At 58.6% G+C, this 21,741-nt stretch carries 22 protein-coding genes and 1 riboswitch; of the genes, 13 read left to right on the plus strand and 9 right to left on the minus strand.

Annotation, left to right across the window (positions count from 1 at the left end; genetic code table 11):
- Positions 1–155 precede the first annotated feature (155 nt).
- The 8 genes from V9G17_14190 to V9G17_14225 all read left to right on the plus strand — a co-directional run bounded on the left by V9G17_14190 (position 156) and on the right by V9G17_14225 (position 8,613).
- A complete protein-coding gene (locus V9G17_14190) occupies positions 156–4,178 on the plus strand; it encodes a PAS domain S-box protein (protein ID MEI2753747.1) in 4,023 nt (1,340 codons plus the stop codon).
- A gap of 14 nt (positions 4,179–4,192) precedes the next feature.
- The gene (locus V9G17_14195) at positions 4,193–5,587 is read left to right on the plus strand and encodes a sigma-54 dependent transcriptional regulator (protein MEI2753748.1); all 1,395 of its coding nucleotides are present in this window, start codon (positions 4,193–4,195) and stop codon (positions 5,585–5,587) included.
- A 412-nt stretch (positions 5,588–5,999) separates the two neighbouring features.
- Positions 6,000–6,248: a hypothetical protein gene (locus tag V9G17_14200; protein ID MEI2753749.1), complete on the plus strand. Its 249-nt coding sequence runs from the start codon at positions 6,000–6,002 to the stop codon at positions 6,246–6,248.
- 32 nt (positions 6,249–6,280) lie between these two features.
- Entirely contained in the window at positions 6,281–6,601 is a 321-nt protein-coding gene (locus V9G17_14205) for a LuxR C-terminal-related transcriptional regulator (protein ID MEI2753750.1), read from the plus strand.
- A gap of 149 nt (positions 6,602–6,750) precedes the next feature.
- Positions 6,751–7,143 carry a nuclear transport factor 2 family protein gene (locus tag V9G17_14210; GenBank protein MEI2753751.1) on the plus strand — a complete coding sequence of 131 codons (393 nt, stop codon included), beginning with the start codon at positions 6,751–6,753 and terminating at the stop codon, positions 7,141–7,143.
- Positions 7,144–7,196: 53 nt separating this feature from the next.
- Positions 7,197–7,580: a hypothetical protein gene (locus V9G17_14215; GenBank protein MEI2753752.1), complete on the plus strand. Its 384-nt coding sequence runs from the start codon at positions 7,197–7,199 to the stop codon at positions 7,578–7,580.
- A 369-nt stretch (positions 7,581–7,949) separates the two neighbouring features.
- Positions 7,950–8,195, plus strand: a complete 246-nt coding sequence (locus V9G17_14220; GenBank protein MEI2753753.1) for a hypothetical protein — start codon at positions 7,950–7,952, stop codon at positions 8,193–8,195.
- A 61-nt stretch (positions 8,196–8,256) separates the two neighbouring features.
- Positions 8,257–8,613 (plus strand): LuxR C-terminal-related transcriptional regulator, encoded by a 357-nt coding sequence (locus V9G17_14225; protein MEI2753754.1) that lies wholly within the window; start codon positions 8,257–8,259, stop codon positions 8,611–8,613.
- Between the two features lie 82 nt (positions 8,614–8,695).
- Here the strand turns inward: V9G17_14225 and V9G17_14230 are convergent, their stop codons facing one another.
- Positions 8,696–8,932 carry a hypothetical protein gene (locus V9G17_14230; protein ID MEI2753755.1) on the minus strand — a complete coding sequence of 79 codons (237 nt, stop codon included), beginning with the start codon at positions 8,930–8,932 and terminating at the stop codon, positions 8,696–8,698.
- A gap of 264 nt (positions 8,933–9,196) precedes the next feature.
- On the opposite strand from V9G17_14230, the gene V9G17_14235 reads away from it, so the two are divergent.
- The gene (locus V9G17_14235) at positions 9,197–9,451 is read left to right on the plus strand and encodes a hypothetical protein (GenBank protein MEI2753756.1); all 255 of its coding nucleotides are present in this window, start codon (positions 9,197–9,199) and stop codon (positions 9,449–9,451) included.
- A 53-nt stretch (positions 9,452–9,504) separates the two neighbouring features.
- The gene (locus V9G17_14240) at positions 9,505–9,987 is read left to right on the plus strand and encodes a hypothetical protein (GenBank protein ID MEI2753757.1); all 483 of its coding nucleotides are present in this window, start codon (positions 9,505–9,507) and stop codon (positions 9,985–9,987) included.
- Positions 9,988–10,165: 178 nt separating this feature from the next.
- Here V9G17_14240 and V9G17_14245 read toward each other — a convergent pair whose 3' ends face one another.
- The 5 genes from V9G17_14245 to thiC all read right to left on the minus strand — a co-directional run bounded on the left by V9G17_14245 (position 10,166) and on the right by thiC (position 15,176).
- Entirely contained in the window at positions 10,166–11,257 is a 1,092-nt protein-coding gene (locus tag V9G17_14245; GenBank protein ID MEI2753758.1) for an aminomethyltransferase family protein, read from the minus strand.
- 20 nt (positions 11,258–11,277) lie between these two features.
- Positions 11,278–11,691 carry a histidine kinase gene (locus V9G17_14250; protein MEI2753759.1) on the minus strand — a complete coding sequence of 138 codons (414 nt, stop codon included), beginning with the start codon at positions 11,689–11,691 and terminating at the stop codon, positions 11,278–11,280.
- Positions 11,692–11,713: 22 nt separating this feature from the next.
- Positions 11,714–12,229 carry a tetratricopeptide repeat protein gene (locus tag V9G17_14255; GenBank protein ID MEI2753760.1) on the minus strand — a complete coding sequence of 172 codons (516 nt, stop codon included), beginning with the start codon at positions 12,227–12,229 and terminating at the stop codon, positions 11,714–11,716.
- Positions 12,230–12,310: 81 nt separating this feature from the next.
- Entirely contained in the window at positions 12,311–13,120 is an 810-nt protein-coding gene (locus tag V9G17_14260; GenBank protein MEI2753761.1) for a sulfide-dependent adenosine diphosphate thiazole synthase, read from the minus strand.
- Between the two features lie 139 nt (positions 13,121–13,259).
- Positions 13,260–15,176: a phosphomethylpyrimidine synthase ThiC gene (thiC, locus tag V9G17_14265; GenBank protein ID MEI2753762.1), complete on the minus strand. Its 1,917-nt coding sequence runs from the start codon at positions 15,174–15,176 to the stop codon at positions 13,260–13,262.
- Positions 15,177–15,267: 91 nt separating this feature from the next.
- Positions 15,268–15,370: riboswitch (TPP riboswitch) on the minus strand.
- A 397-nt stretch (positions 15,371–15,767) separates the two neighbouring features.
- Between thiC and V9G17_14270 the strand changes: the two genes are divergently transcribed.
- A complete protein-coding gene (locus V9G17_14270; GenBank protein MEI2753763.1) occupies positions 15,768–16,067 on the plus strand; it encodes a hypothetical protein in 300 nt (99 codons plus the stop codon).
- Between the two features lie 63 nt (positions 16,068–16,130).
- Entirely contained in the window at positions 16,131–18,383 is a 2,253-nt protein-coding gene (locus V9G17_14275) for a hypothetical protein (protein MEI2753764.1), read from the plus strand.
- Positions 18,384–18,459: 76 nt separating this feature from the next.
- Here V9G17_14275 and V9G17_14280 read toward each other — a convergent pair whose 3' ends face one another.
- The 3 genes from V9G17_14280 to V9G17_14290 all read right to left on the minus strand — a co-directional run bounded on the left by V9G17_14280 (position 18,460) and on the right by V9G17_14290 (position 20,082).
- A complete protein-coding gene (locus tag V9G17_14280) occupies positions 18,460–18,741 on the minus strand; it encodes an antibiotic biosynthesis monooxygenase (protein MEI2753765.1) in 282 nt (93 codons plus the stop codon).
- Between the two features lie 122 nt (positions 18,742–18,863).
- The gene (locus V9G17_14285) at positions 18,864–19,184 is read right to left on the minus strand and encodes a transcriptional regulator (protein MEI2753766.1); all 321 of its coding nucleotides are present in this window, start codon (positions 19,182–19,184) and stop codon (positions 18,864–18,866) included.
- A 568-nt stretch (positions 19,185–19,752) separates the two neighbouring features.
- The gene (locus V9G17_14290) at positions 19,753–20,082 is read right to left on the minus strand and encodes a YajD family HNH nuclease (GenBank protein MEI2753767.1); all 330 of its coding nucleotides are present in this window, start codon (positions 20,080–20,082) and stop codon (positions 19,753–19,755) included.
- Between the two features lie 504 nt (positions 20,083–20,586).
- On the opposite strand from V9G17_14290, the gene nadA reads away from it, so the two are divergent.
- Positions 20,587–21,690, plus strand: a complete 1,104-nt coding sequence (gene nadA / locus V9G17_14295; GenBank protein MEI2753768.1) for a quinolinate synthase NadA — start codon at positions 20,587–20,589, stop codon at positions 21,688–21,690.
- The last annotated feature ends 51 nt before the right edge of the window (positions 21,691–21,741 follow it).

Consider the following 21,741-nt stretch of genomic DNA (forward strand, 5'->3'; position numbering starts at 1 on the left):
GTCGTTCTCAACGGACCTGCTTATAGGGCCATACTAGGGCCGATTGCCAGGGTTTACCTCCCTGAGACATGGGCGTATCTTACGGGAAACTTCCCCTGAGAATATCACGTATGGATGATCTTTTCTTGTGGCAGGCTCGAGGAGACAATTCGAAGATGCTCCCCGCAATTTTCCTCATGACTCTTGGCGTCTTTCTCCTGGACGTGACGACTCCGCTTGGTCACGAGATCTGGGTCCTCTACTTAATCCCGCTCTGGATCAGTTCTCGCCTGGACTGGCCTGAAGCTCTCGTACGGTATGCCGCCGTGTGTACGATCCTGCTCGCGGCGGGGGTGTGGCTCGGGCGTCCAGGTGTGGATCTGTCCATGGCGATATTCAATCGTGCCTTGGGTGTCTCGATGATTTGGGGTGTGACCGTTCTTCTGTTGCAGCGACGAAAGGCGGAGGCCTCGCTCCGTGGAGCCAATAGTCGTTTGGAGCTGCAAGTCGCAGCGCAAACGCAGAACCTGCGCGAGGCCAATGATCGGCTCACCGCCCAATTAGCCGAGCAGCAGGCGATCGAGGTCGCGTTGCGCGACAGTCGTCAGCGGTTCGAATTTGCGGTAGAAGGTGCGGACGTGGGGGTGTGGGAGTGGGATCTGCAAACGCAGACGGCCTACTATTCACCGCGCTGGAAAAGTCAGCTTGGATGTCACGACTCGGAGATCGGGGCGACGGTCGCCGACTGGGAGGCGCGTCTGCATCCCGATGATCGGGCGCAGGCGTTGGCGACGGTGAGGTTGTTTCAAGACGGGTCTATCAAACAGTATCGTTCGGACCATCGACTCAGGCATCACGACGGATCCTATCGGTGGATCTCTGCGCTCGGGACAGGGATGTACGATGAGCAGGGACGGATGGTCCGAATGACGGGCATTCATCTGGATGTCACGGCGCGACAGCAGGCCGAGGAGGCGAGAGGAGAGAGCGAAGCGCGATACCGTGCGTTGGTCGAAGAGGCCAGCGACATTATCTATCGAACCGATGTCGCCGGGAAGCTCACCTACTGTAATCCTACCTCACTTCCTGTCCTGGGCTACCTTCCGGAGGAATTACTCGGACGCCACTACCTGGAGATCGTTCTGCCGGAGTACCGTCGGAAGGCTGCGCAGTTCTATGGCCGCCAGTTTATCCGCCAAACATTGCGCACGGTCTATGAGTTGCCGGTGGCCGCCAAGGACGGCCGAGAGGTGTGGTTGGGGCAACATACGCAGCTCCTCGTGGAGGGAGATACGATCAGCGGGTTCCAAGTGGTGGCGCGTGATATCACCGAACGGAAACGCGTGGAGCAGGCATTACGCGAAAGCGAAGAACGGTTCTCCAAGGCATTTCAGAGCAGTCCCGCCGGAATGACGATCAGCCGTCTGGAAGATGGCCGGGTCCTCGATGTCAATGAAGCATTCGTGCGGATCTCCGGATTTTCACGCGACGAGTTGATCGGCACGCCCTCGCTCGACATCGGAATCTGGGTCAATCCGGAGGATCGCCAACAGCTGGCGGAGAGGCTGCAGCGAGAGGGATGTCTGCGACATCTCGAGCACGCCTACCGTACGAAATCCGGTGAGGTGCGGCACGGGCTGTTCAATGTTGAGCCGGTCCGCATCGGTCAGGAGACCTACCTGCTCACCCTCGTGCTGGATATTACGGGGCGCACTGAGGCGGAGGCGGCATTACGTCTCAGTCAATCTATCCTCCAAGCGCATCAACGGGCATTGATGCGCTTGACCAAGAGCCAACATATCGGCTCCGGCGACTGGCGGGCGGCGCTGGAAGAGCTGATGCAGACATCGGCGGCGGCGCTTGGCGTGGACCGGGCGAGTGTGTGGTTGTTGGACCGGACCGGGTCGGTGCTGGAGTGTGTTGAGCTGTACGAACAGGGGCCCGCACGGCATTCGCGGGGACAATATCTGAATGTGGCTGAGTATCCACGCTATTTTGCCGAACTGCTTCAGGAACAAGTGGTTGATGCCTATGATGTCTTCGGCGACTTGCGGACGAGCGAGTTGGTGCAGCCCTATCTCCGAGCCTTGGGAGTCACCTCGTTGTTGGACGTACCCATTTTCTTTGGCGGTCGATTGGCGGGGGTGGTCTGTCACGAGCGCATCGGAGTCCCGTGCAAGTGGACAGCGGAGGAAGTGCAGTTTGCCACGTCCGTTGGAAATTTGGTGACCTTGGCCTACGAGGCGAAGCAACGACTGGAAGCCGAAAATGCCCTCCTGACTGCCAAGGAAGCCGCCGAGTTGGCCAACCAAGCCAAGAGTGACTTTCTGGCAACGATGAGCCATGAGATTCGAACGCCGATGAACGCCATCGTGGGCTTGGCGGACCTGCTGTCGGAAACCCCCTTGAGTGAGGATCAGCGCGAGTACGTGCAGATCTTTCGCGATGCCGGAAGCAACCTGCTGAGCTTGATCAACGATCTCCTTGACTTGTCGAAGATTGAAGCCGGTCATCTGGACTTGGATGTGGTGGATTTCGACCTTAGTGACCTGGTCCAGCGGGCAGCCGAACTGGTCGCGGTTCGAGCCAGCGAGAAAAGCCTGGAGTTGATCTATCAAATTCAGTCGGATGTGCCGACGTCGCTTGTGGGTGATCCGAACCGTCTTCGGCAAGTGTTGCTGAACTTGCTGGGTAATGCCATCAAGTTCACCGATGAGGGGGAAGTCGTGTTGCGTGTCGAACGCGACCTGCAAGCGGGCGGCCCGGGGACTCTGCTGTTCACGGTGCGGGATACCGGAATTGGCATTCCCCAGGACAAACTAGGCACCATCTTCGAACGGTTTACTCAGGTGGATGCGTCGACGACTCGGCCGTACAGTGGGACCGGACTCGGCCTGACGATTTCTCGGAGACTGGTGGAGCGGATGGGCGGCAAGATGTGGGTCGAGAGTGAGCTGGGAGTGGGGAGTACGTTCAGTTTCACCGCCAAGTTTGCTGTGCATGTTCAACCGGCGTCCGTGGTGCCTCCCGCACAATGGGAGCAATTGACCGGTTTGCGTACCCTGGTCGTCGACGACAATGCGACCAACCGCCTCATTGTGCGGGAAACACTTGCGGGATGGGGAATTCCCTCGGCGGAGGTGCCCGGCGGTGAAGAGGCTCTACGTGAGCTGCATCGCGCCTTGAAAGCCGGGCTGCCCTATCGATTAGTGATCCTGGATGTGCGTATGCCAAAACTCAGTGGATGGCAGGTGGCGGAGACGATTGCGCACACGGCCGGTTTGGCCGGGGTATCCATCATCATCTTGACCTCGGAGCGGCGCCCCGGCGATCAGGCGCGTGCTCGTGAATACGGCGTGCTGCGGTATCTCACGAAGCCATTCCGACGATCGGATCTGTTCAACGGCATGACATCGTTGCTCGGCAAAATAGCGCTGGCAGAAGGGACGGGGGACGTGTCTCACCGGCAGGAGGGCCCGGATGGTCTGCCGGGGTGGAAGATCCTGTTAGCCGAAGATTTTGTCAACAACCGCCGCATGATGGAATTCTATTTTAAATCGACTCCGCATTGTGTTGAGACGGCCGCGAACGGCCAAGTCGCCGTGGAGATGTTTCAACGAGGATCGTATGACTTGGTCCTCATGGATATTCAGATGCCCCTGTTGGATGGGTATGCTGCGACGAGGGCCATTCGAGCCTGGGAGCAGGGCCGGGGGCGAAGTCCGGTGCCGATTCTCGCGCTGACTGCCAATGCCATGCAGCGTGAAGTGCAGCGGAGTCTTGAGGCCGGGTGTACGGCGCATTTGACGAAACCCATTCGAAAGGCCCACTTGCTGGAAGCCATTCACCTGTATGTCCACGCCGCCACTTCGAGTGCGCCGACGCCGTCAGGGGCATTCGTTGAACCCGTTGTGTTGCAGGTGAGCGGACAGTTTGAGGCCCTCATGCCGGAGTTCTTGGAACATCGCCGCCAAGAACTCGCCCAGCTGAAGGCTGCGCTGGATCGGCTGGATTTCGAGACGATCCGGGAGATCGGTCACGGGCTCAAGGGGGCCGGAGGCACCTATGGCCTCGACGCGATCAGTGCCCACGGCCGGGCGTTGGAAGCGGCGGCGACGCTGGGGAGCGTTCCCGGTATTCGTGAGGAGCTCGACACGTTCCATCGTTTTCTGGAGCGGCTGCAGCTCGTCTATGTGTAGGGAGTAAGTCAGTCATGCGAGTCTTGCTGGTGGAAGATCATTGTGATATCCGCCGGGTGTTCGAGCAGGTCATTGAGGCGCGAGGGCATGATGTGACGGCCTGTGCGGACGGTGAGTCGGCGTGGGAGGCCTACAGTCGCCGACCGTATGAACTTGTGCTGCTCGATTGGGAATTAGGGGGACGTGGGATGGACGGATTGCAGGTGTGCCGGGCCATTCGAGCGAGCCCCAGCGGCGATCGCTGTGTCATTGTTATGATTGCCGGGCACGACTCTCCGGACGCATTGCGAATGGCGCTTCAGGCGAGGGTGAACGACTATTTGGTGAAGCCCGTCGGGGTGGAGTTCTTGAAGCTTCGGTTGACGATTGCCGAGCAATGGGTGGAGAGTGTGCGTCGTCGATTTACGGCGGAAGATCAAGCGCAAGCCTTACAGTCGCAGCTGGCCGATCACGGGAAGTTTCACGACTTGATCGGCCGTAGTCCGGCGATGGTGGTGCTGTACGAAGAGATCCAACAGATCGCCGCCGTGGATGCCACGGTCTTGATCGAGGGCGAGACCGGGACGGGGAAAGAATTGGTCGCGCGCGCGATTCATCTGTCGAGCCGCCGTGCGTCCCAACCGTTTCTGGCCGTCAATTGCGCCGGGTTCACGGATTCGAGTCTGGGGAGTCACCTCCTTGGTCATAAGAAGGGGGCCTTCACGGGGGCGATCGACAACCAGGAAGGGGTGTTCGAAGCGGCTCAAGGTGGGACCATTTTCCTGGATGAGGTCGGGGATATTTCACCTGCTGTACAGACGAGCTTGTTGCGTGTGTTGCAAGAGCGTGAAGTTACTCGACTGGGAGAGTCCAAGCCACGAAAGGTTGATGTGCGGGTCGTGGTGGCGACGCACCACAACCTCTCGGTGGATGTGGAAAAAGGCGCGTTCAGAAGAGATTTACTCTATCGTATCAAGGTCGCTCGCCTCCAACTCGCCCCGCTTCGTGAACGGTCGACCGACATTCCGTTGTTAGTGCATGCCTTTCTCGGGCAATTCCGTTCCGTGATGGAAAAGCCTGTTCTGCAGGTGAGTCCGGACGCGCTGCAGATGCTTGTCAGCTATTCCTGGCCCGGCAACGTTCGAGAACTCAAGAGTGCGGTGGAGTCGGCTCTGACTCATTGCCGGGGCACGGTGGTGCGGGCAGAGGATCTTCCGTCCGAGGTGCGCAATTCGCAGTCGGCGGCGACCTATGTGCCCATTCATCGTCCGGACGAATGGACCCGCATGTTGGGGGCCTTGCAGCAGTCGGGGGGCAATCGCTCGGAAGCCGCACGGTTATTGGGGATGAGCCGACGCACGTTCTATCGGCGCCTGGCGGAATACGATGTCTCGGCGGTGGGCGACGGATTCGAGTCACCCTTCCAGTAGGTCACCTGCATGATGATGTCGAGGCGAGTCGCGCTACTTCTACCATCGGAGCAATCGTCTTCCGGCATACAGCGTCCCTGTCGGCTGCGTAGGACCTCTCCTACTGTCTTGACCGTTATCTTACAAGTTGCAGCAGGACGAATCGTGCGGTCGGGGCGTGTGGCCTGTGCCGATGTGGATTGCGACAGGGTTGTGAGCCAACTGAGAGACGCGTGGCACAACGCATTGCGCCATGCGCTTGACGCACAGCATGCATGAATTATTGGAGCATCGGCGTAAATCCCTACTATTTCTTGAAGCTTCACACTGCAGCACGGGTGGCATGATCCTTGATACATCCTTGTCATGATTTCTAGAAGCTACCCACGATGAAGTAGGACAAAGTCGGGGCGACGGGCGAGGGAGGATGCGAATGGATGTCACAGGGTTCTTGCTTTCCAACGACGCGGATCGCGAGGTGCTGGTGACGATTTCACCCTCCTCTCTGGGGCCGTTCGACCAGCCGACTGTCCAAGAACTGATTGGTGGATTGTGGATCGATGTCGCTCGAGTGCCGCATCGAACCTGGACGGATCGAACGCGAGCGGTCGAAGCCGTGCTGACCTACTTGCGTGGGTTCCCGCCGATCTCAGCAGGTTTTCCGTCCGCGACTCGTGAGTGAGGGGCCTGAACTAGAACCAAGGAGATTGTACCATGTGGAGTGAACAACAGAATGGGTTGCAGATGGATCGCGAGGCGAAGGTGCAGAGCGCAGTATCTGGGAATGGGCCGAAATCGGCCAGCGGCTTGTCGTCCAAGCGGCGTCCGGAAGATCTCACCCCTCGTGAACAGGAAATTTTGCAACTGGTGTGGGCCGGCATGACGAATCGCACGATCGCAGAGCGGTTGCATATCAGCATCAAGACGGCCGAAGCGCATCGTGCCAACATGATGAAGAAGTTGCGGGTCTCGAACATTGCACAATTGCTCAAGACGGCGCTGGAAGAGGGGCTGCTCGCCACCCAGGCGAGCTGATGGGGTTCGCGGCGGCCTGTGCTCCCGGGAGAAGTCCCTCTCTCGGCTGCACAGCGGCTCCCCGCGAACCCGCCCCCTCACCGCATAAATCAGGCTCGCGCCGGCGGCGGTGTTTGCAGTACAATGCCGCACCGTCGCAGGAGCGAGTTGTGGTCGAACAACGCATCGAAGAAATCACTCGTGCGAATCTCGCCTTTTACGCCGCCTTTGAAAGTTTGGACATGCTCCAGATGGACAAAGTCTGGGCGCATCTGGAGTATGTCACCTGCATCCATCCCGGGTGGAGCCTCCGCAGTGATTGGCCGGCGGTGCGCGACTCGTGGGTGCTGATCTTCAACAACACCTTCTCCATGAAATTTGAGCTGTCCGATGTGCAGGTTCAGGTTGCAGGCGACCTGGGCTGGGTCATCTGCACGGAACATCTCACCAGCCGCCAGGACGACCAGCCGATCGAAACCCGGGTTCTTGCCACCAATCTCTTTGAGCGTATCGGCGACGAGTGGTTGATGATTCATCATCATGGCTCGCCCGTGATGGGATAGGCGCAGCCAACCGGCGTCAGGAGGTGACGGATGCCTGGTGTGGATCAAAGCCGGTGAGGCCAGGATGGGTGGGAATTGGTGCCGTATTCCTCTCCGGTTGTGCCACCGTCGCTCAGGTGACGACGTGGTCGGATGAGGCCTGCCGGCGGCAGGTCACAGATCAGCTCCACTCCATCCTTGCAGACGAGGGCGAACGGGCTGATGTGGCGCATCGCGTGGCGGTGAACACCACCGTGGTTCTGTCGACCGGTTCACTGGGGCCCCGTCCATTTGGGGTGTCTTCTCCGTCCGGCACGGACTATAGCTTCTTTGTCCAACGCAAGGGGGAAGACTGTCTTTTGCGACTGTATGGCCGTCGGAAGGGGTTCATCCGGTACACCAACAATCTGATCTATCTCGCGACTCGTCCGCTCGACGCGTGCGCCTGCGCTGAGTAACCGTCTCCTCAAGGCTGTCGTTCTTATCTCCTCCTCCCTGTTGCGCCTGTTCCCCTTGTGCCTTGGCTCGCCAGATTTCAAGTTCTGCTCACGACAGGATGGGGCATCAGATTGTTTCAAACTGTCTCAGAATATTGTCTCACGCTGAGCTGTTGGCACAGCCCTGTTTCCCCTGGCACAGCTATCGGCCGGCACAATTCAACGCTGAGCCGTGCATAAATATTGGGTTCCTTGTCGAAAGATTGTGCCATGAGGTCGCTGGCACGGGCCTTGATGTAGTGGGTGGTATTCCTCGTAGGGCAAAGACCTTGAGGAGTTTGTCGGAGCCGGGATTCAAGAGTTCTGAGTATACGAAACGGAGGAGCGATTATGATGGTGAAGGGGTTCTTACTCAAGGATACAGAAGAGCAGGAGTATCTGTTGGCGATCCAACCGGCGACTCACGGCGTGTTTGAGCGACTGATTGTCCGGCAGAAGGTCGATGGGAGCTGGGTCGAGCTCACTGGGAGCGCGCAGGGTGCCTGGCAGCCGAGAACGCAGGCCATTACCGCTGTCTTAGGCTATCTACAACGCTTGTGGGACACTTCCAAACCTGCCGTGGTGCGGGGAAACTAGCAGGTCGACCCGCTGTGTGAATGTCTGGAAGTCGGGAGGATAATGAAGGAGGGCGGTTGTGATGGTGAGAGAAAAGAAAGACCATCAGACGGAAAATCAGGACATGGGGGAGCGCGGCTCCTTGATGACCACCCGTGTGCTGCCGGAGGAGGTTGCGTTGGCTGCCGAGAAGCGCCGGCCGGAAGACCTCACGCCGCGGGAGTTGCAAATTCTTCGTCTGATCTGGGATGGCCATACGAATCGAGGCATTGCGGGGCAGCTCAATATCAGCATGAAGACAGCCGATACCCATCGGTCGAACATGATGAAAAAGCTGCGCGCGTCTAATACGGCGCAGTTACTGAAGGCGGCGTTGGAGGGAGACCTCCTGCAGGCGCACTCCGGGGCAGGGCTGACCGGCGAGAGAGAAGAGCGGTGAGCCTCAAGAGGATACAGCGGCCGGTTGGCCAGGCGGCAAGTTTGCTGACGGACGATAGGTGCGTGAGACCGGGGAAGAAGAGTTACAAACCGGGAATGGGGTGAGGCAGATCTTTCGTGCCAAGCGTCTGGAGCCACTCACCGGCGATCGTATCGCGTTCGGTCATCGTCATCCCGGCATATTTACGAAACATTTGCGGCCCCCGTCGTCGTCGCCAGGTAAGGAATCCGAGAAAGTGATCCTTGCAGACGGAATGGGTTCCCGCCGGTGCATACACTCTCGCCTGACATCCTTCGATTAAACAGCTCTGTGCGCTCATCGGTGCCTCCCCTTGATTCCGGCAAAGTATGCCGGAGATCGACTCGCAAATGCAATGCGGTGACCGGTGATGCCGTGATGCGTAGTGGGGAACCCGACCGTCTCGCACCGCGAGCGTAATCGGCCTCCGGACGCATCGGCACGTACAGATGAGCATTTCCTCGCCCGCGTCCTCCGGGGGAATTTCTGCTTGCAATCGTGTCAAGCAGCCAGGTACCGTACTCCGTTCTCCCGTGACGTCCGGCACCAAGCGCGCGAGCATACTATGGCGATGCAAGTGATATCGGTGGTCGGAGCACTGATGGTGCTCATCGCGTATGGCCTGATTCAAGCCGGAACGTGGCGGGAATTGGACGCAGGGTATTTGGCGCTGAACATCGTGGGGTCGTTGCTGTTGGGAATCGTCGCCATTGAAGACCGACGGGTGGGTTTTGTCCTGCTGGAATTCGCGTGGGCCGGTATTGCACTGGTGGGAGTCGCCCGGGCGATTCGCGCCAGACGGACAGTGCGAAGCCTCTAAATCGCCTAGATACAATAAACATCGGCAGTCTTGTAACGAAGGAGTAAGGAATTATGGCAGGGTTGTTGTCAGCAGACGAGATTTTTGAAAAGGCGAAGGATGTGGCGGTCGGCGCGACCAGTGCCGATGAAAAGGCGCTCCAAATCGATTATGACGCCTTGCAGCTCAAGTTCCGGGCCGCGCTGGGCGATCGCAAGGTGGCACGATGCCATATCAATAAATTCCTACCCGAAGGGTACGAGGATCAGGGACGGTTTAATCTGGTGCTGCTCACTGCCGGCAACGTGATCTTCGACATTGTCATCGGGGATTCCTATTTCCGCTACGATGTCGTGTCCGTCGGCCAGTTGGATAAGGTGCAGGTGATCGACGCCATGTGGGACAACCGTGAGAAGCGCCGGGAAGAGCCTTTCCTGAGCCTCCGGCTGATGCACGCCGAAGAGACGCATCTGTTGTTGGCGTTGGATGATGAAGAGCGGAAGAGCCTGCTCGGATTCGCCTCAGCCGTGTCGGCCGTACGCAATCCTGAAAAGTAGCGCACCGCTGCAACTCGACAAAGGGCGGTCATCGGTGTGAGTGATTGACGCCCCGCAGGATGTTTAAGGTGGTCGTTCAGCAAGACCGCGGCCGGTGACGCGCTGACGCGTAGCCTCAGAGGTACGGGCAGCGCTGAACGACGAGGGAACGACGCCGGCGGACGTGTTCAATATCCTGCTACGAGTGCTTCTGAAATGGAAGGGCATGGACGGTAGCCTGATGGCGCGTCCCTGCCACGTCGACCGTCAGTGCCGTGTCAGGGGCTGAAAAGTCGCGCAAGGGAAACCCGAAGGCCAGTACGGCATTGCGTTGCGGCGAAAAGACGGCGCTGCTGACCCATCCCACTTCCCGATCTCCGCTGAACAACTTCGATCCCGCAGGCGGAACCGTTGTATCCTGGATGATCAATCCGACCAGATGCCGTCGCACGTTCCCATAGGTATCCATCCGAGCGACGACTTCCTGTCCCGGGTAACAACCCTTCGAGAGGCTGAACGCCTTGCCTTCCAGGTTGGCTTCCGGCGGGACGATCTCTTCGTTGAGGTCCGGGCCGGCCTTGGGGAGACCTGCCTCGATGCGCAACAGTTCGCGCGCCTGTGCGCCGACGGGTTTGATGCCGAACGGTGCGCCTGCTGCCATGAGCTGGTTCCAGGCGGCGGGGACCGCATCGGCCGGCAGCAAGATTTCAAAGTCCTGTTCGCCGGTTTCTTCGGTCCGCAGGATCAGTCCGTGCTGCCCGTCGATTGTGGCGGGGAGGGTGTGCAAGAGCTGAAGGGCAGTGAGTTCGACTCCGAACGCCGCCTTGATGACCTCCGCCGATCTGGGCCCGCTCACCAACAGTAATCCCCAGCTTTCTCCGCCATTCTCCATCTTCGCCTTGGTGCCGTAGAGGAGAAATTTCCTGAGCGCGAGAAACGTGGCATCACCCACTTCGCCCACATCTTCAATCCACACCGCATCGGCTTGAACATACACCCGGAAGTAGCCGAGCATTTTCCCCTTATGGGTCAGGAAGCTGGAGTAGCGTCCCTGCCCTGCTTGGAGCGGGAGGAGGTCGTTACTGATAATGCTCTGCAGCCACTTGACGCGATCGTCGCCGGTCACCTTGATCTTCCCGCGGTGTGACAGGTCGGACAGGCCGACGGCGCCACGGACGGCGGCATATTCCGCTGCAGGGTCGCCGTAGTGGGTCGGTATCGACCATCCTGCGGTGTCCTCGAAAATGGCGCCCAGTTGTTGGTGCTGATCGTGGAGTCGGGATTGTTTCATTGGATGGTTGCTCTCTGCGTTCAGCGGTCGGCATTCAGCTCGGAGCTGACGGCTGATGGCTGAGCGCTGTTGGCGGTGACTTCTTCGACCAACTCTCTCATTCGTGCGGAAAATTCGTTTCGGGACACCACTTTGGTCACGCCCAGTTCCTTGGCACGACGCCAGGTGTCCACTTCTTCGTGATTGGCAAAGGCCAGGATGGGGAGCGAGCGCAATGCGGGGTTGGCTCGCAGCGTTTCCAGCGCTTTGAAGGCATCAAGGGTCAGGTCGTTCATGTTGAGAATCAGGGCGGCCGGGGTGGCTGAAGCCGTTTTCTCCGCGACCTCGTCCTGGGTACGAATCCGGTCCAGGGTATAGCCCTGCGGCCGCAAAGCATCGCGCACCTTGGTGTAAAAGAAAATGTCGGTCACGGCCACTAAAATAGTGGTGCTCATCGTATTCCTGTCCTGTGGGTCGCTAATTCAATGAACTGATAAGCCGGCCCAGGGCTTTTTTTGCCAGCGCATAGTTCGGGTTGAGGGCCAGCGCTTGCTTGTAACAGTCGATGGCTTCGCTCCACTTGCCCTGGCGTTCGTAGACGCGGCCCAGGTTCAGGTGGGGAAAAGCAGGGCTTTCATAGCGTTGAGCCTGCATGGCTTTTTGAAACCAGGGAATCGCGTCGTCCAGATCGCCCTTTTCGATCAGGTAGGCGCCGATATCGTTGTACGGGTTCCCAAAGTGTGGGTCACAGGCGATGGCCTTGTGGCATTCGTCGATGGCCTCGTCCAACTTGCCCATGAAACTGTAGGTCCATCCGAGGAACGTATAGGCCTCAGCCGTCCGATGCGTCGCAAGCGAGAGTTTATACAGATTCACGGCCTCTTCCAGCTTCCCCTTCATCTGCTGTTCGTAGGCTTGCTGAAAGAGCTGCCAGGCTTCGCGCTTGTCTTCTTCGCTGCCGTCGCCCTGTATGAGAAAATCTTGTACATCCATGTGTGGTCACAAGAGCCGATGGTTTATGGCGAATAGCAGATCAGAGTGTCTGGTTCCGTGCCGCCAGCCATTTGCTATCAGCTATACGCTCTTGCCTTGTTTCAGCTTCTTTTGAATCAACTCTGCACCGTACCGGCCTGAGAGTAACATCGATCCAAACGCCGGGCCCATCCGTGGCGTGCCGAACACGGCTGCGACGGCCAGCCCGATTACGAAGCAATTGGGGGAGACTTCCCCGGTCCGGTCCATCACTTCCTCTTCCGACCGCGACACCCACATCGCGCCGTTGCCCGGCACCTGCTGGTAGAGCCCGCGCTTGTGCAGGAGGTTGACCACCACGGCGTCATGTCCGGTGGCATCGACCACGATTTTACTCTCCAAGGCGATCGGATCGACATGAATGATATCGTGCCCGGCCATTTCGGCGGTGGTGCTGTTGACGACGACGCCTTCCAGCACACCTTCGCGGCGCAGGATCAGATCGACGACCCGCGTCAGGTTCATAATCTTCGCGCCGGCATTGTAGGCGGCGGCAATCAAGGCTCCGGTGGCATGTGGAGGATCGACCATATACATGCCTGGGCATTCCTTGATCTGCTTACAGGGCACGCCCACTTCTTTGAGAATCTTATGCGCGGGGGCGCAGATGGTGGCTTTGTTCATCAAATACCCGCCGGACCAAAAACCGCCGCCCAGGGCGAGACTTTGTTCGACGATGAGGGTCTTGATGCCCATCCGACCAAGATCGTGGGCGCAAATGAGGCCGGACGGCCCGGCGCCGACGATGATGACGTCACTCTCGATCAGCTGATCGAACTCTTTATAGTATTCCCGCGCAATCTGGCGGGTGATGTCGCGCTCGCGTAATGGCGCCGGTTTTGGCTTCCCCATGCGGTCTTTCCCTTCAACGGCTGTTGAAAACGGCTTCCGGCTTCGTGCTCAGCTGTTCCACATCCTCAACGTACCCCTGAGAGGGGACACCTCCGGTGTGGAGTCGCCTGCGGCCTTGCCTGGCAGCTATTTTTTCAGCCTACAGATAAATCTCGGCACCGGCCTTCTTAAATTCTTCAGACTTTTCTTTCATGCCGATCTGGATGGCCTGTTGCTCTTCCAGCTGTTTCTGCGCGGCATAGTCGCGGACGTCCTGCGTGATCTTCATCGAACAGAAATGCGGTCCGCACATGCTGCAGAAATGCGCGACCTTCGCGGCATTGTCCGGCAGCGTGGCATCGTGGTACGAGCGAGCGGTGTCCGGGTCCAGGGACAGGTTGAATTGATCTTCCCAGCGGAACTCGAAGCGCGCCTTCGATAAGGCATTATCACGCACTTGCGCGCCAGGATGGCCCTTGGCCAGGTCTGCGGCGTGGGCGGCAATTTTGTACGTGACGACTCCGACCTTCACGTCCTCCTTGGTCGGGAGGCCAAGGTGTTCTTTCGGCGTGACGTAACAGAGCATTGCGCAGCCATACCAGCCGATCATCGCCGCACCGATGCCTGACGTGATGTGGTCATACCCCGGGGCAATGTCCGTGGTGAGCGGCCCCAGCGTATAAAAGGGCGCCTCCTGGCATTCTTTCAACTGCTTCTCCATGTTCTCTTGAATCATATGCATTGGCACATGGCCGGGCCCTTCGATCATCACCTGGACATCATGTTTCCATGCGATCTTGGTGAGTTCGCCCAAGGTCTCCAGTTCGGCGAACTGCGCCTCGTCATTGGCATCGGCAATCGAACCGGGCCGCAAGCCATCGCCCAGGCTGAAGGCCACATCGTAGGCTTTCATGATTTCGCAGATCTCTTCGAAGTGGGTATACGCGAAGTTTTCCTGATGGTGCGAGAGGCACCATTTGGCATGGATGGAGCCACCACGTGAGACGATGCCGGTCATGCGTTTCGCCGTCATCGGGACATAGCGCAGCAGGACGCCGGCGTGGATCGTGAAATAATCGACGCCCTGTTCGGCCTGCTCGATCAGTGTATCCCGGAAAATTTCCCAGGTCAGATCTTCGGCCTTGCCGTTGACCTTTTCGAGTGCCTGATAGATCGGCACGGTGCCGATCGGCACGGGGGAGTTCCGGATGATCCACTCGCGTGTCTCGTGAATGTTCTTCCCGGTCGAGAGGTCCATGACGGTGTCGGCGCCCCAACGGATCGACCAGATCATCTTTTCGACTTCTTCCTCGATCGAGGAAGCAACCGCGGAATTACCGATGTTCGAATTGATCTTCACGAGAAAGTTCCGGCCGATGATCATCGGTTCGGTTTCCGGGTGATTGATGTTATTCGGGATAATGGCGCGTCCGCGGGCCACTTCGTCGCGCACGAATTCGGGGGTGATGATGGCGGGAATACGCGCACCCCAGGCCTGACCGGGATGCTGCAGCACGCCGCCGCCATGGCCGTTGCTCGATGCCATCAACTCCTTGGCCCTTGCCCTGGATTGGTTCTCCCGGATGGCGATGAATTCCATTTCAGGTGTGATGATGCCCTTCTTGGCATAGTGCATCTGGCTGACGTTGTGTCCTGCCTTGGCCCGAAGCGGCTTCCGAATATGGGTAAACCGGAGGTCGGTCAATTTCGGGTCCGCCGCTCGCTGACGTCCATACTGGGACGTGACCTGCGGAAGTTCTTCCGTATCCTGACGACTCTCGATCCAGGCCCGGCGCAAGGGTTGCAACCCGGCGCGCACATCGATCGTTACATTTGGATCGGTATAAGGGCCGGAGGTGTCGTAAATCGTAATCGGCTGATTGGGTGTGGAGCCCTGGCCGTTGGCCGACTGTGTGGGCGTCAGGCTGATTTCGCGCATCGGGACTCGGACACCGGGGAGCGCACCGTCGACGTGCACCTTGTGCGAGGCCGCAAACGGGGTCGTGGTGAGGCGTGCGGTCGAGGGCTTGGAGCCGTGGCCGTTGTTGGAACCGTTCTGTGTATGGGCCTCGCTCATAGCGGACATCCTTTCGTCGAAGGTGAGCGTCTGACAGCCGAAATAAAAAAAGCCGCATCCAGCGAGGGTGCGGCTTAACGCGATCACGAAGCCAGTCAACCGGTCGCTTCCCTACGCTGGTATTACCCAGGTCAGGTTGTGAGGGTCGCCCGATCACTCGGACTCTCAGCCGGATGGCACCCCTAGCTGTCGAAAGTGATCGTACCGACCCGCCAGGGCGAAGTCAATCTTCCAGAAGGCCTAGCCTGTATTATTCACGAGCGCTGCTGTCGCCATCGCGGATTCGCAGCTGCGACCAGGACGCGTGTATCGCATCAGATACCGCCCTCGTATCGTATCGGATACGAGGACACCCGTTGGCAGGCCTCACGAGTCCCGTGAAGTCTGCGTCGTGTGTGCCTGCTCAGCGTCACCCTGCTGAGAGCGGCAAGACATTTCGCTGTCTTCTAAATGCCCGTATTTCTCTCACTTTTCCCGTTCGGACAACCACGTCACTCGGTACACCGTTTGCTCCTATTCATCAGCAGCGAAACGCAGGGGATGTCTCCCCTAGGCAATGTCGATCGTTCCACGGTTTGAACGAGGTGGCTCGTGTTGCTGCACATCGCGTTGCAGGAAGGTTTTCATCACGACGATGTGCGTGTGCTGGTGGATGCTCGAGAGGCGTTGGTCAGCGCCGACCTCACGACGCGGCGACAGACGGGATATGCGGCTGCTGTGGAAGTCGACGTCACTCATACCCCGGTCGTGGTCGTGGTCGTGCTGGGCAAGAGGGGGGTAGCCCAAACGACATCGGTTCCGGTGGATCGTCCGACCTATCTCGGTGTGTCACTCACAACGGAAGGGACTCTCGCCTGGAAAACTTCGTACGAACCCTTCGGGTACCTGTGACGAGGTGTGCCGAATCAGCGGTTACGCATGACGGTCGCGACCTATCACAACAGGAGGCGCAACATGGAAGAGCAAGACCACATGGATCAGGAGTATCTTGCCGAAGCCGCCGAACGAGTCCGTCCGGGAGTAGAGCCTCTCATCCCCATCCTGCCCTGGCCGCTTCGTGTTCGTGTGAGCGGTTTGTATGCCGTTTCCCGGATCGTCACGTCTCCCGTCCCGGTGCCGGGCCCCTTGCCGACTCAGCCCATTCCCCTGCCTCAACCATTGCCGGGTGCGGCGACACCAGCAGCCGGTCCGGGGCAAATTGAAGAACTCCTTCCCTGGAGTTTTCTTCGTGAAGAGCTGCGTCTCGATGTCGACGGGCGTTATCCGCAAATGATGGCCAGCGGAACGCTCTATGGCATTGTCGCCACACGTGTGCATTGGATTGCCCGTCTCACCGCATCCGGGCCGAACGCCTGGACCGGCTCGATCTGGTTCAAGGATGGCGCTGTCGCCAGTTTTCCCTACACCACCGTCGAGATCACGACGACGGCGTCCTTTCTTTCCAGCCAGCGCAAAGCCGTGGTGCGACTCTCAGGAGGAGGCACATCCGTTCGTACGAGAACGTTGGCGTTCAAATCATCGTATTTCAGGCAGGTGGAATTCGAGTTCGATTGCGCCACCGGCGTCACCGCAACCACGCGCATCGGTACCCATGCCCACCCGAATCGTCCAGCCACGTTGCCGAACGAGACGCTCAGCATTGAAGACGTGTATCGAAGGGCCGGGTTCGATGTGCGGAAGTCCGGCAGCGATAGCATCGTTCCCATCGGCGATGCGGGCCCGAATGCGCGGTGGAGCGACAATGAGATGCATGATGCGATGCAAGTGTACTGGTCGCGATTTGCGGGCAAGGCGCAGTGGTCGCTGTGGGTGTTGTTTGCCAGGCTGCACGAGCAAGGCACGAGTCTGGGCGGCATCATGTTCGACGATATCGGGTCGAACCATCGCCAGGGGACGGCGATTTTCAACGAGTCGTTCATTGCGACAGCCCCGACCGGCGATGCCAAACCGGCGGCGTGGGTCGAGCGGATGCGGTTCTGGACGGCGTGCCATGAAATGGGACATGCGTTCAACCTGGCGCACTCGTGGCAGAAGCAACACCCGCCGGACTGGGGGACTCCATGGATCCCGTTGGCGAACGAGCCGGAAGCCCGCAGTTTCATGAATTATCCATACAACGTGTCCGGCGGACAGACCGCGTTTTTTGCCGACTTTGCCTTTCGGTTCAGTGACAACGAGTTGGTCTTCATGCGCCATGCGCCGGAGCGGTTTGTGCAGATGGGGAATGCCGACTGGTTCGATCACCATGGATTCGAGCAGGCGAACGTGTCACCGGAGCCCGCGTTGAAGCTCAACCTTCGAGTCGATCGGGCACAAGCCACCTACCAATTCCTCGAACCGGTCGTGCTTGAGCTCAAGCTCACCAATATCGGTTCGCGCCCGCTGGTGCTGGAAAAGGAGTTGTTGTCCATGACGGATCATATGACCGTCATCGTCAAGAAGCGGGGCAAGGCGGCTCGGCAGTACATGCCGTTTGCGCGTTATTGCCACGATCTGCAGGCTCAGGTGGTGATGCCCGGGGAATTTGTGACCGATTCGCTCTTCGTCTCGGTCGGGCGGAACGGGTGGGATATTGCCGAGCCGGGATACTACACGATCCAGATCGCCCTCCATATGGAGACGGAAGATATTGTCTCTGAAGCCCTGACCCTCCGTGTCGCTCCTCCACGGGGCTACGACGAAGAGTTTATTGCGCAGGACTTCTTCTCTGACGACGTGGGTCGTATCCTCAATTTCGATGGGAGCGCCATACTCCGTCAAGGGAACGAGACGCTCCGGGAGGTGAGTGACCGGTTCAGCGATCGTGCGGTGGCTTTTCATGCGCGTGTGGCGTTGGCTGCGCCGCTGGCGAAGGACTATAAGGTGCTCGACATGGGGGATCGGATGGGGGAGGTGGCGTCCGCAAAGGAGGCCGGTGGTCGTCTCCGTCACACCGCCCCTCGAATCGAGGAGGCACGGCAGCTCTATACGAGCGCTCTTCTTGATAAAAAGGAGCAGGCCATCGCGACCCTAGGGCGGACCGACTATGAATACTATCTCGGACGATTCAAGGAATCGTTGATGGAGCATGGGGCGGTGCTGAAAAAAGAGCCTCGGGATGCCAAACGAGAGTCCAAGCGGGAGAAGAATCATGACATCGAGCATACGATGAGGGTGATCAAAGAGGCCCTCTCCGATCTCAAGGAGCATGAGCCAGCATCCCGCTAGGTTAACATGGCGGGGTGTGAGAGGGCCGGTGGCTTTACACCGCCGGCCCTCTTCTCTGTTCCGATGGAGGGCGTGGCTAGAGGATCCCTCGCTCAATTTCGTGTAGATACAGAAACTCCGGCGCCTTCACGCCGGCGGCTCGCCTCAATTCGACCAACTCCGGCGACTCGAAGAATCGCCGGGCGTTTTCTAACGAAGACCAGGCCGAGAAGTGGACGATGCGGTTGGCATCCTCATCGTACCGCAGGAGATGGTAACTGATTTCCCCGGCACGTTTCCTGAGATCCGCCGCGTCGTCGAAGACGGCTTTCCAGGCTGGGTAGGCATCGACGTCGTGAATGATCAATACGTGGGGCATGTGCACTCCTGAATAATGCGGGCTAGTCGCCCTTCTACTTGGCGAGAAGCGCGTTCATCGTCAAGCGGAAGCGGAGTCAACCGAAGGGAGTGAGAGTGGCGCAGGCACAAAGCCATTCGCTCTTAGCTGGCTTTGGCCGTCACGCGCAATTTGACGTGAGTCTTCTTCTGGAGCGCGCTTAAGATACTGAAGAAGTTGTCTGTACTTGGATTCCCGCGCGGGGCCAACATCCGATGCAGGCTTTTGCTCGGCTTCTTGAGGGTCAGGGCTAACTCTTCAAACCCGATGGTGGCATTAACCAGATCACGGAGGATGGCTTTGCCCACAGTGGTATCGCCGGCGAAATAGGCATTCATCGCCTCGGTAAACAGCGCCTCACGAAAGCGCGGATCACGCTCCACGCGGGCCGTGACCGTGTCTTTGAACTGTCGTGTGAGTGGCATAGGTTTCTCCGTTCCCTGTTACGTTTTCTTGGTATCCTTACGACGACGGTAATTTGCCCAGCGCTCTCTAGCCGTCTCGATCGCTTGTTGCTGGCGTTGCTTTGTGCTGCCGCCTAGTAGGATGACAAGACGGTCTCCGTCCTTACCGAAATAGACACGATATCCCGGCCCAACATCGATCTTCCGCTCAAAGACTCCAGCCCCAACCCCCTTCACGTTCGACCAGTTTCCAGCAGCTAGCTGATAGAGCGCTGCGGCAACTTTTGCTGAAGCGACAGCAGGGAGGCCTTCGAACCATGTGGCAAAAGGCGACCTAGATTTGAGGTCAAGATATTCGAGGATGCGTATCTCTGACGCAGAATAGTAACTCGAATGTTACTATTCTGCGGGAGGGCATGCAATCAAATTATCGTGAGGGGAGGAGCGGTTTGGTCAGGCTGTTATTGTGGTGTAGGTAGAGGTGCACTGCTGGTCGGGCAGACCGACTCGTCGCCGTGAGTCAGGCTGAAGATGCCACCAGCGCTAGCGTGGAGGCTTCCCGTCCGTTTCGCGGCGATTGTTTCTTTGGCTAGGTTTTGTGTTTGAGCAAGTCTGAGAGATGGGCGAAGGGCGTGAAGGTCGAAGGTTGGTCTTGCTTCCGGCGAGGCGGCGATTCTTCCGACTCGCCAGCGGCTTGGTATCGCTGGTGCTCATTGTCGTGACAGTAGAGACAGAGCAACTCCCAGTTGCTCCCATCGGGCGGATTGTTGGCATGGTTATGGTCCTTGTGGTGGACCGTGAGCTGGCTCAGTTTCTTCCCGTCGAATTCACGCCCGCAGTGCGCACAGATCCACGGAAATAATTTGAGCGCACGTTCTCGCAGATCGTGGTCGCGCTGAGACTGGTTGCTCCGTGTCATGTAAGCCTCCTGAAGGGAAGGCGACTCGTTACAGCGATATTTTACCGCAAGTCTGAAAAGAACGCTTGCCATGACTGGGTCCTTGTTGGGCAACCTGGATACGAGTGTTGATGCGGCCACCGAAACGGATTGGGAGCAGGAAGTCGCACGCCGCTTCAAGGACCTCGAGTCGTCTCACCCTCACCTCGTTTCCTGGAGTGACGTCCGCCGAAGGATCCTCGGCCCTTGATGCCGGGGATATCGGTTGTTTTTTGTCCCGCCGCTGTTGCGCCGGTTGCCGGCGAGGCTTAGTCTGGTGCTCATGCAAGGGTCTTTGCGGACCAATCGCTTGCCTAGCACTGCCGTTGTTCCCTCATCCCCGGTCCCTTCGCCCCATCTTCCTAACCCTTTCTAGGCCCTCTTCTCATGGCTGGTTTCATTGATTGTGCGGGAAGGGGTGTCGTAGAATCAGACAGTGTAAGTTCCCTCGTGGTATAGTTTTTTCTATCAACCGAAAGGCTGCAGGTGAAAACGGTCGCCACGCTTCCTCGTCCCATTACCGACTATCAAGCCTTGTCTGCCGAAGAACTCTTCGAACGGACCCGCGCGGCCAAACGGACGCTGGGCGACCGGGTGATGATCCTCGGCCATAATTATCAACGCGATGAAGTCATTCAGCATGCCGATTTCCGGGGCGACTCTCTGATCCTTGCGCAAGTGGCCGAGCAGCGTTCCGACCGCCCCTATGTCGTGTTTTGTGGCGTGCACTTCATGGCGGAAACCGCCGACGTGTTGAGCCGTTCCAGTCAAACGGTCATTCTCCCCGACATGGCGGCGGGCTGTTCCATGGCTGACATGGCGGCGATCGAGCAGGTCGAGCAGTGCTGGGATGCGCTCGGGCGCGTGTTGCCGGTCGAAGAGACGGTCATGCCGGCGGTCTATGTGAATTCCGCAGCCATTCTGAAAGCCTTCTGCGGCGAACATGGCGGGCTCACCTGCACCTCGTCCAACGCGCGGAAGGTCATCGAATGGAGCTGGGCGAGGCGCGAGAAGATCCTGTTTTTCCCCGATGAACACTTGGGCCGCAACACGGCCAATAAGATGGGTATTCCCCGCGAGCAGATGATCGTCTGGGATCCCTACATGCCTCGCGGCGGTAACTCTGTAGAGGCGATTCAGCGAGCCAAGTTAATCCTCTGGAAGGGCCATTGCAGCGTGCATCAGATGTTCCAGCCTTCCCACGTGGACTATTTCCGCAAGCAGTACCCGGACGCCAAGGTGATTGTGCATCCCGAATGCCATGAGGATGTGGTGAACAAGGCCGACCTGGTCGGCTCGACGGAGTTCATCATCCGCACCATTACGGCAGCGCCGGCGGGCACCACCTGGGCGGTCGGAACAGAATTGAATTTGGTCAATCGCTTGAAGCATGAGCAGACCGACAAGAAGGTGTTTTTCCTCTCCTCGACGGTCTGCCAATGCGCCACCATGTACCGGATCGATGCCCCGCATCTCTGCTGGGCGTTGGAAAACCTGGCCGACGGCCATGTCGTGAACCGGATCGTGGTTCCGGATGACGAAAAGCAGTTGGCGAAGGTGGCCCTGGACCGCATGATGGCCCTCAGTTGACAGGCTGTTGAGAAAGGCCGGCTACGTCGTTCGATCCTCTCGCCCGGCGCG

The sequence above is a fragment of the Nitrospira sp. genome, from assembly GCA_037045225.1.
Taxonomy (GTDB): Bacteria; Nitrospirota; Nitrospiria; order Nitrospirales; family Nitrospiraceae; genus Nitrospira_A.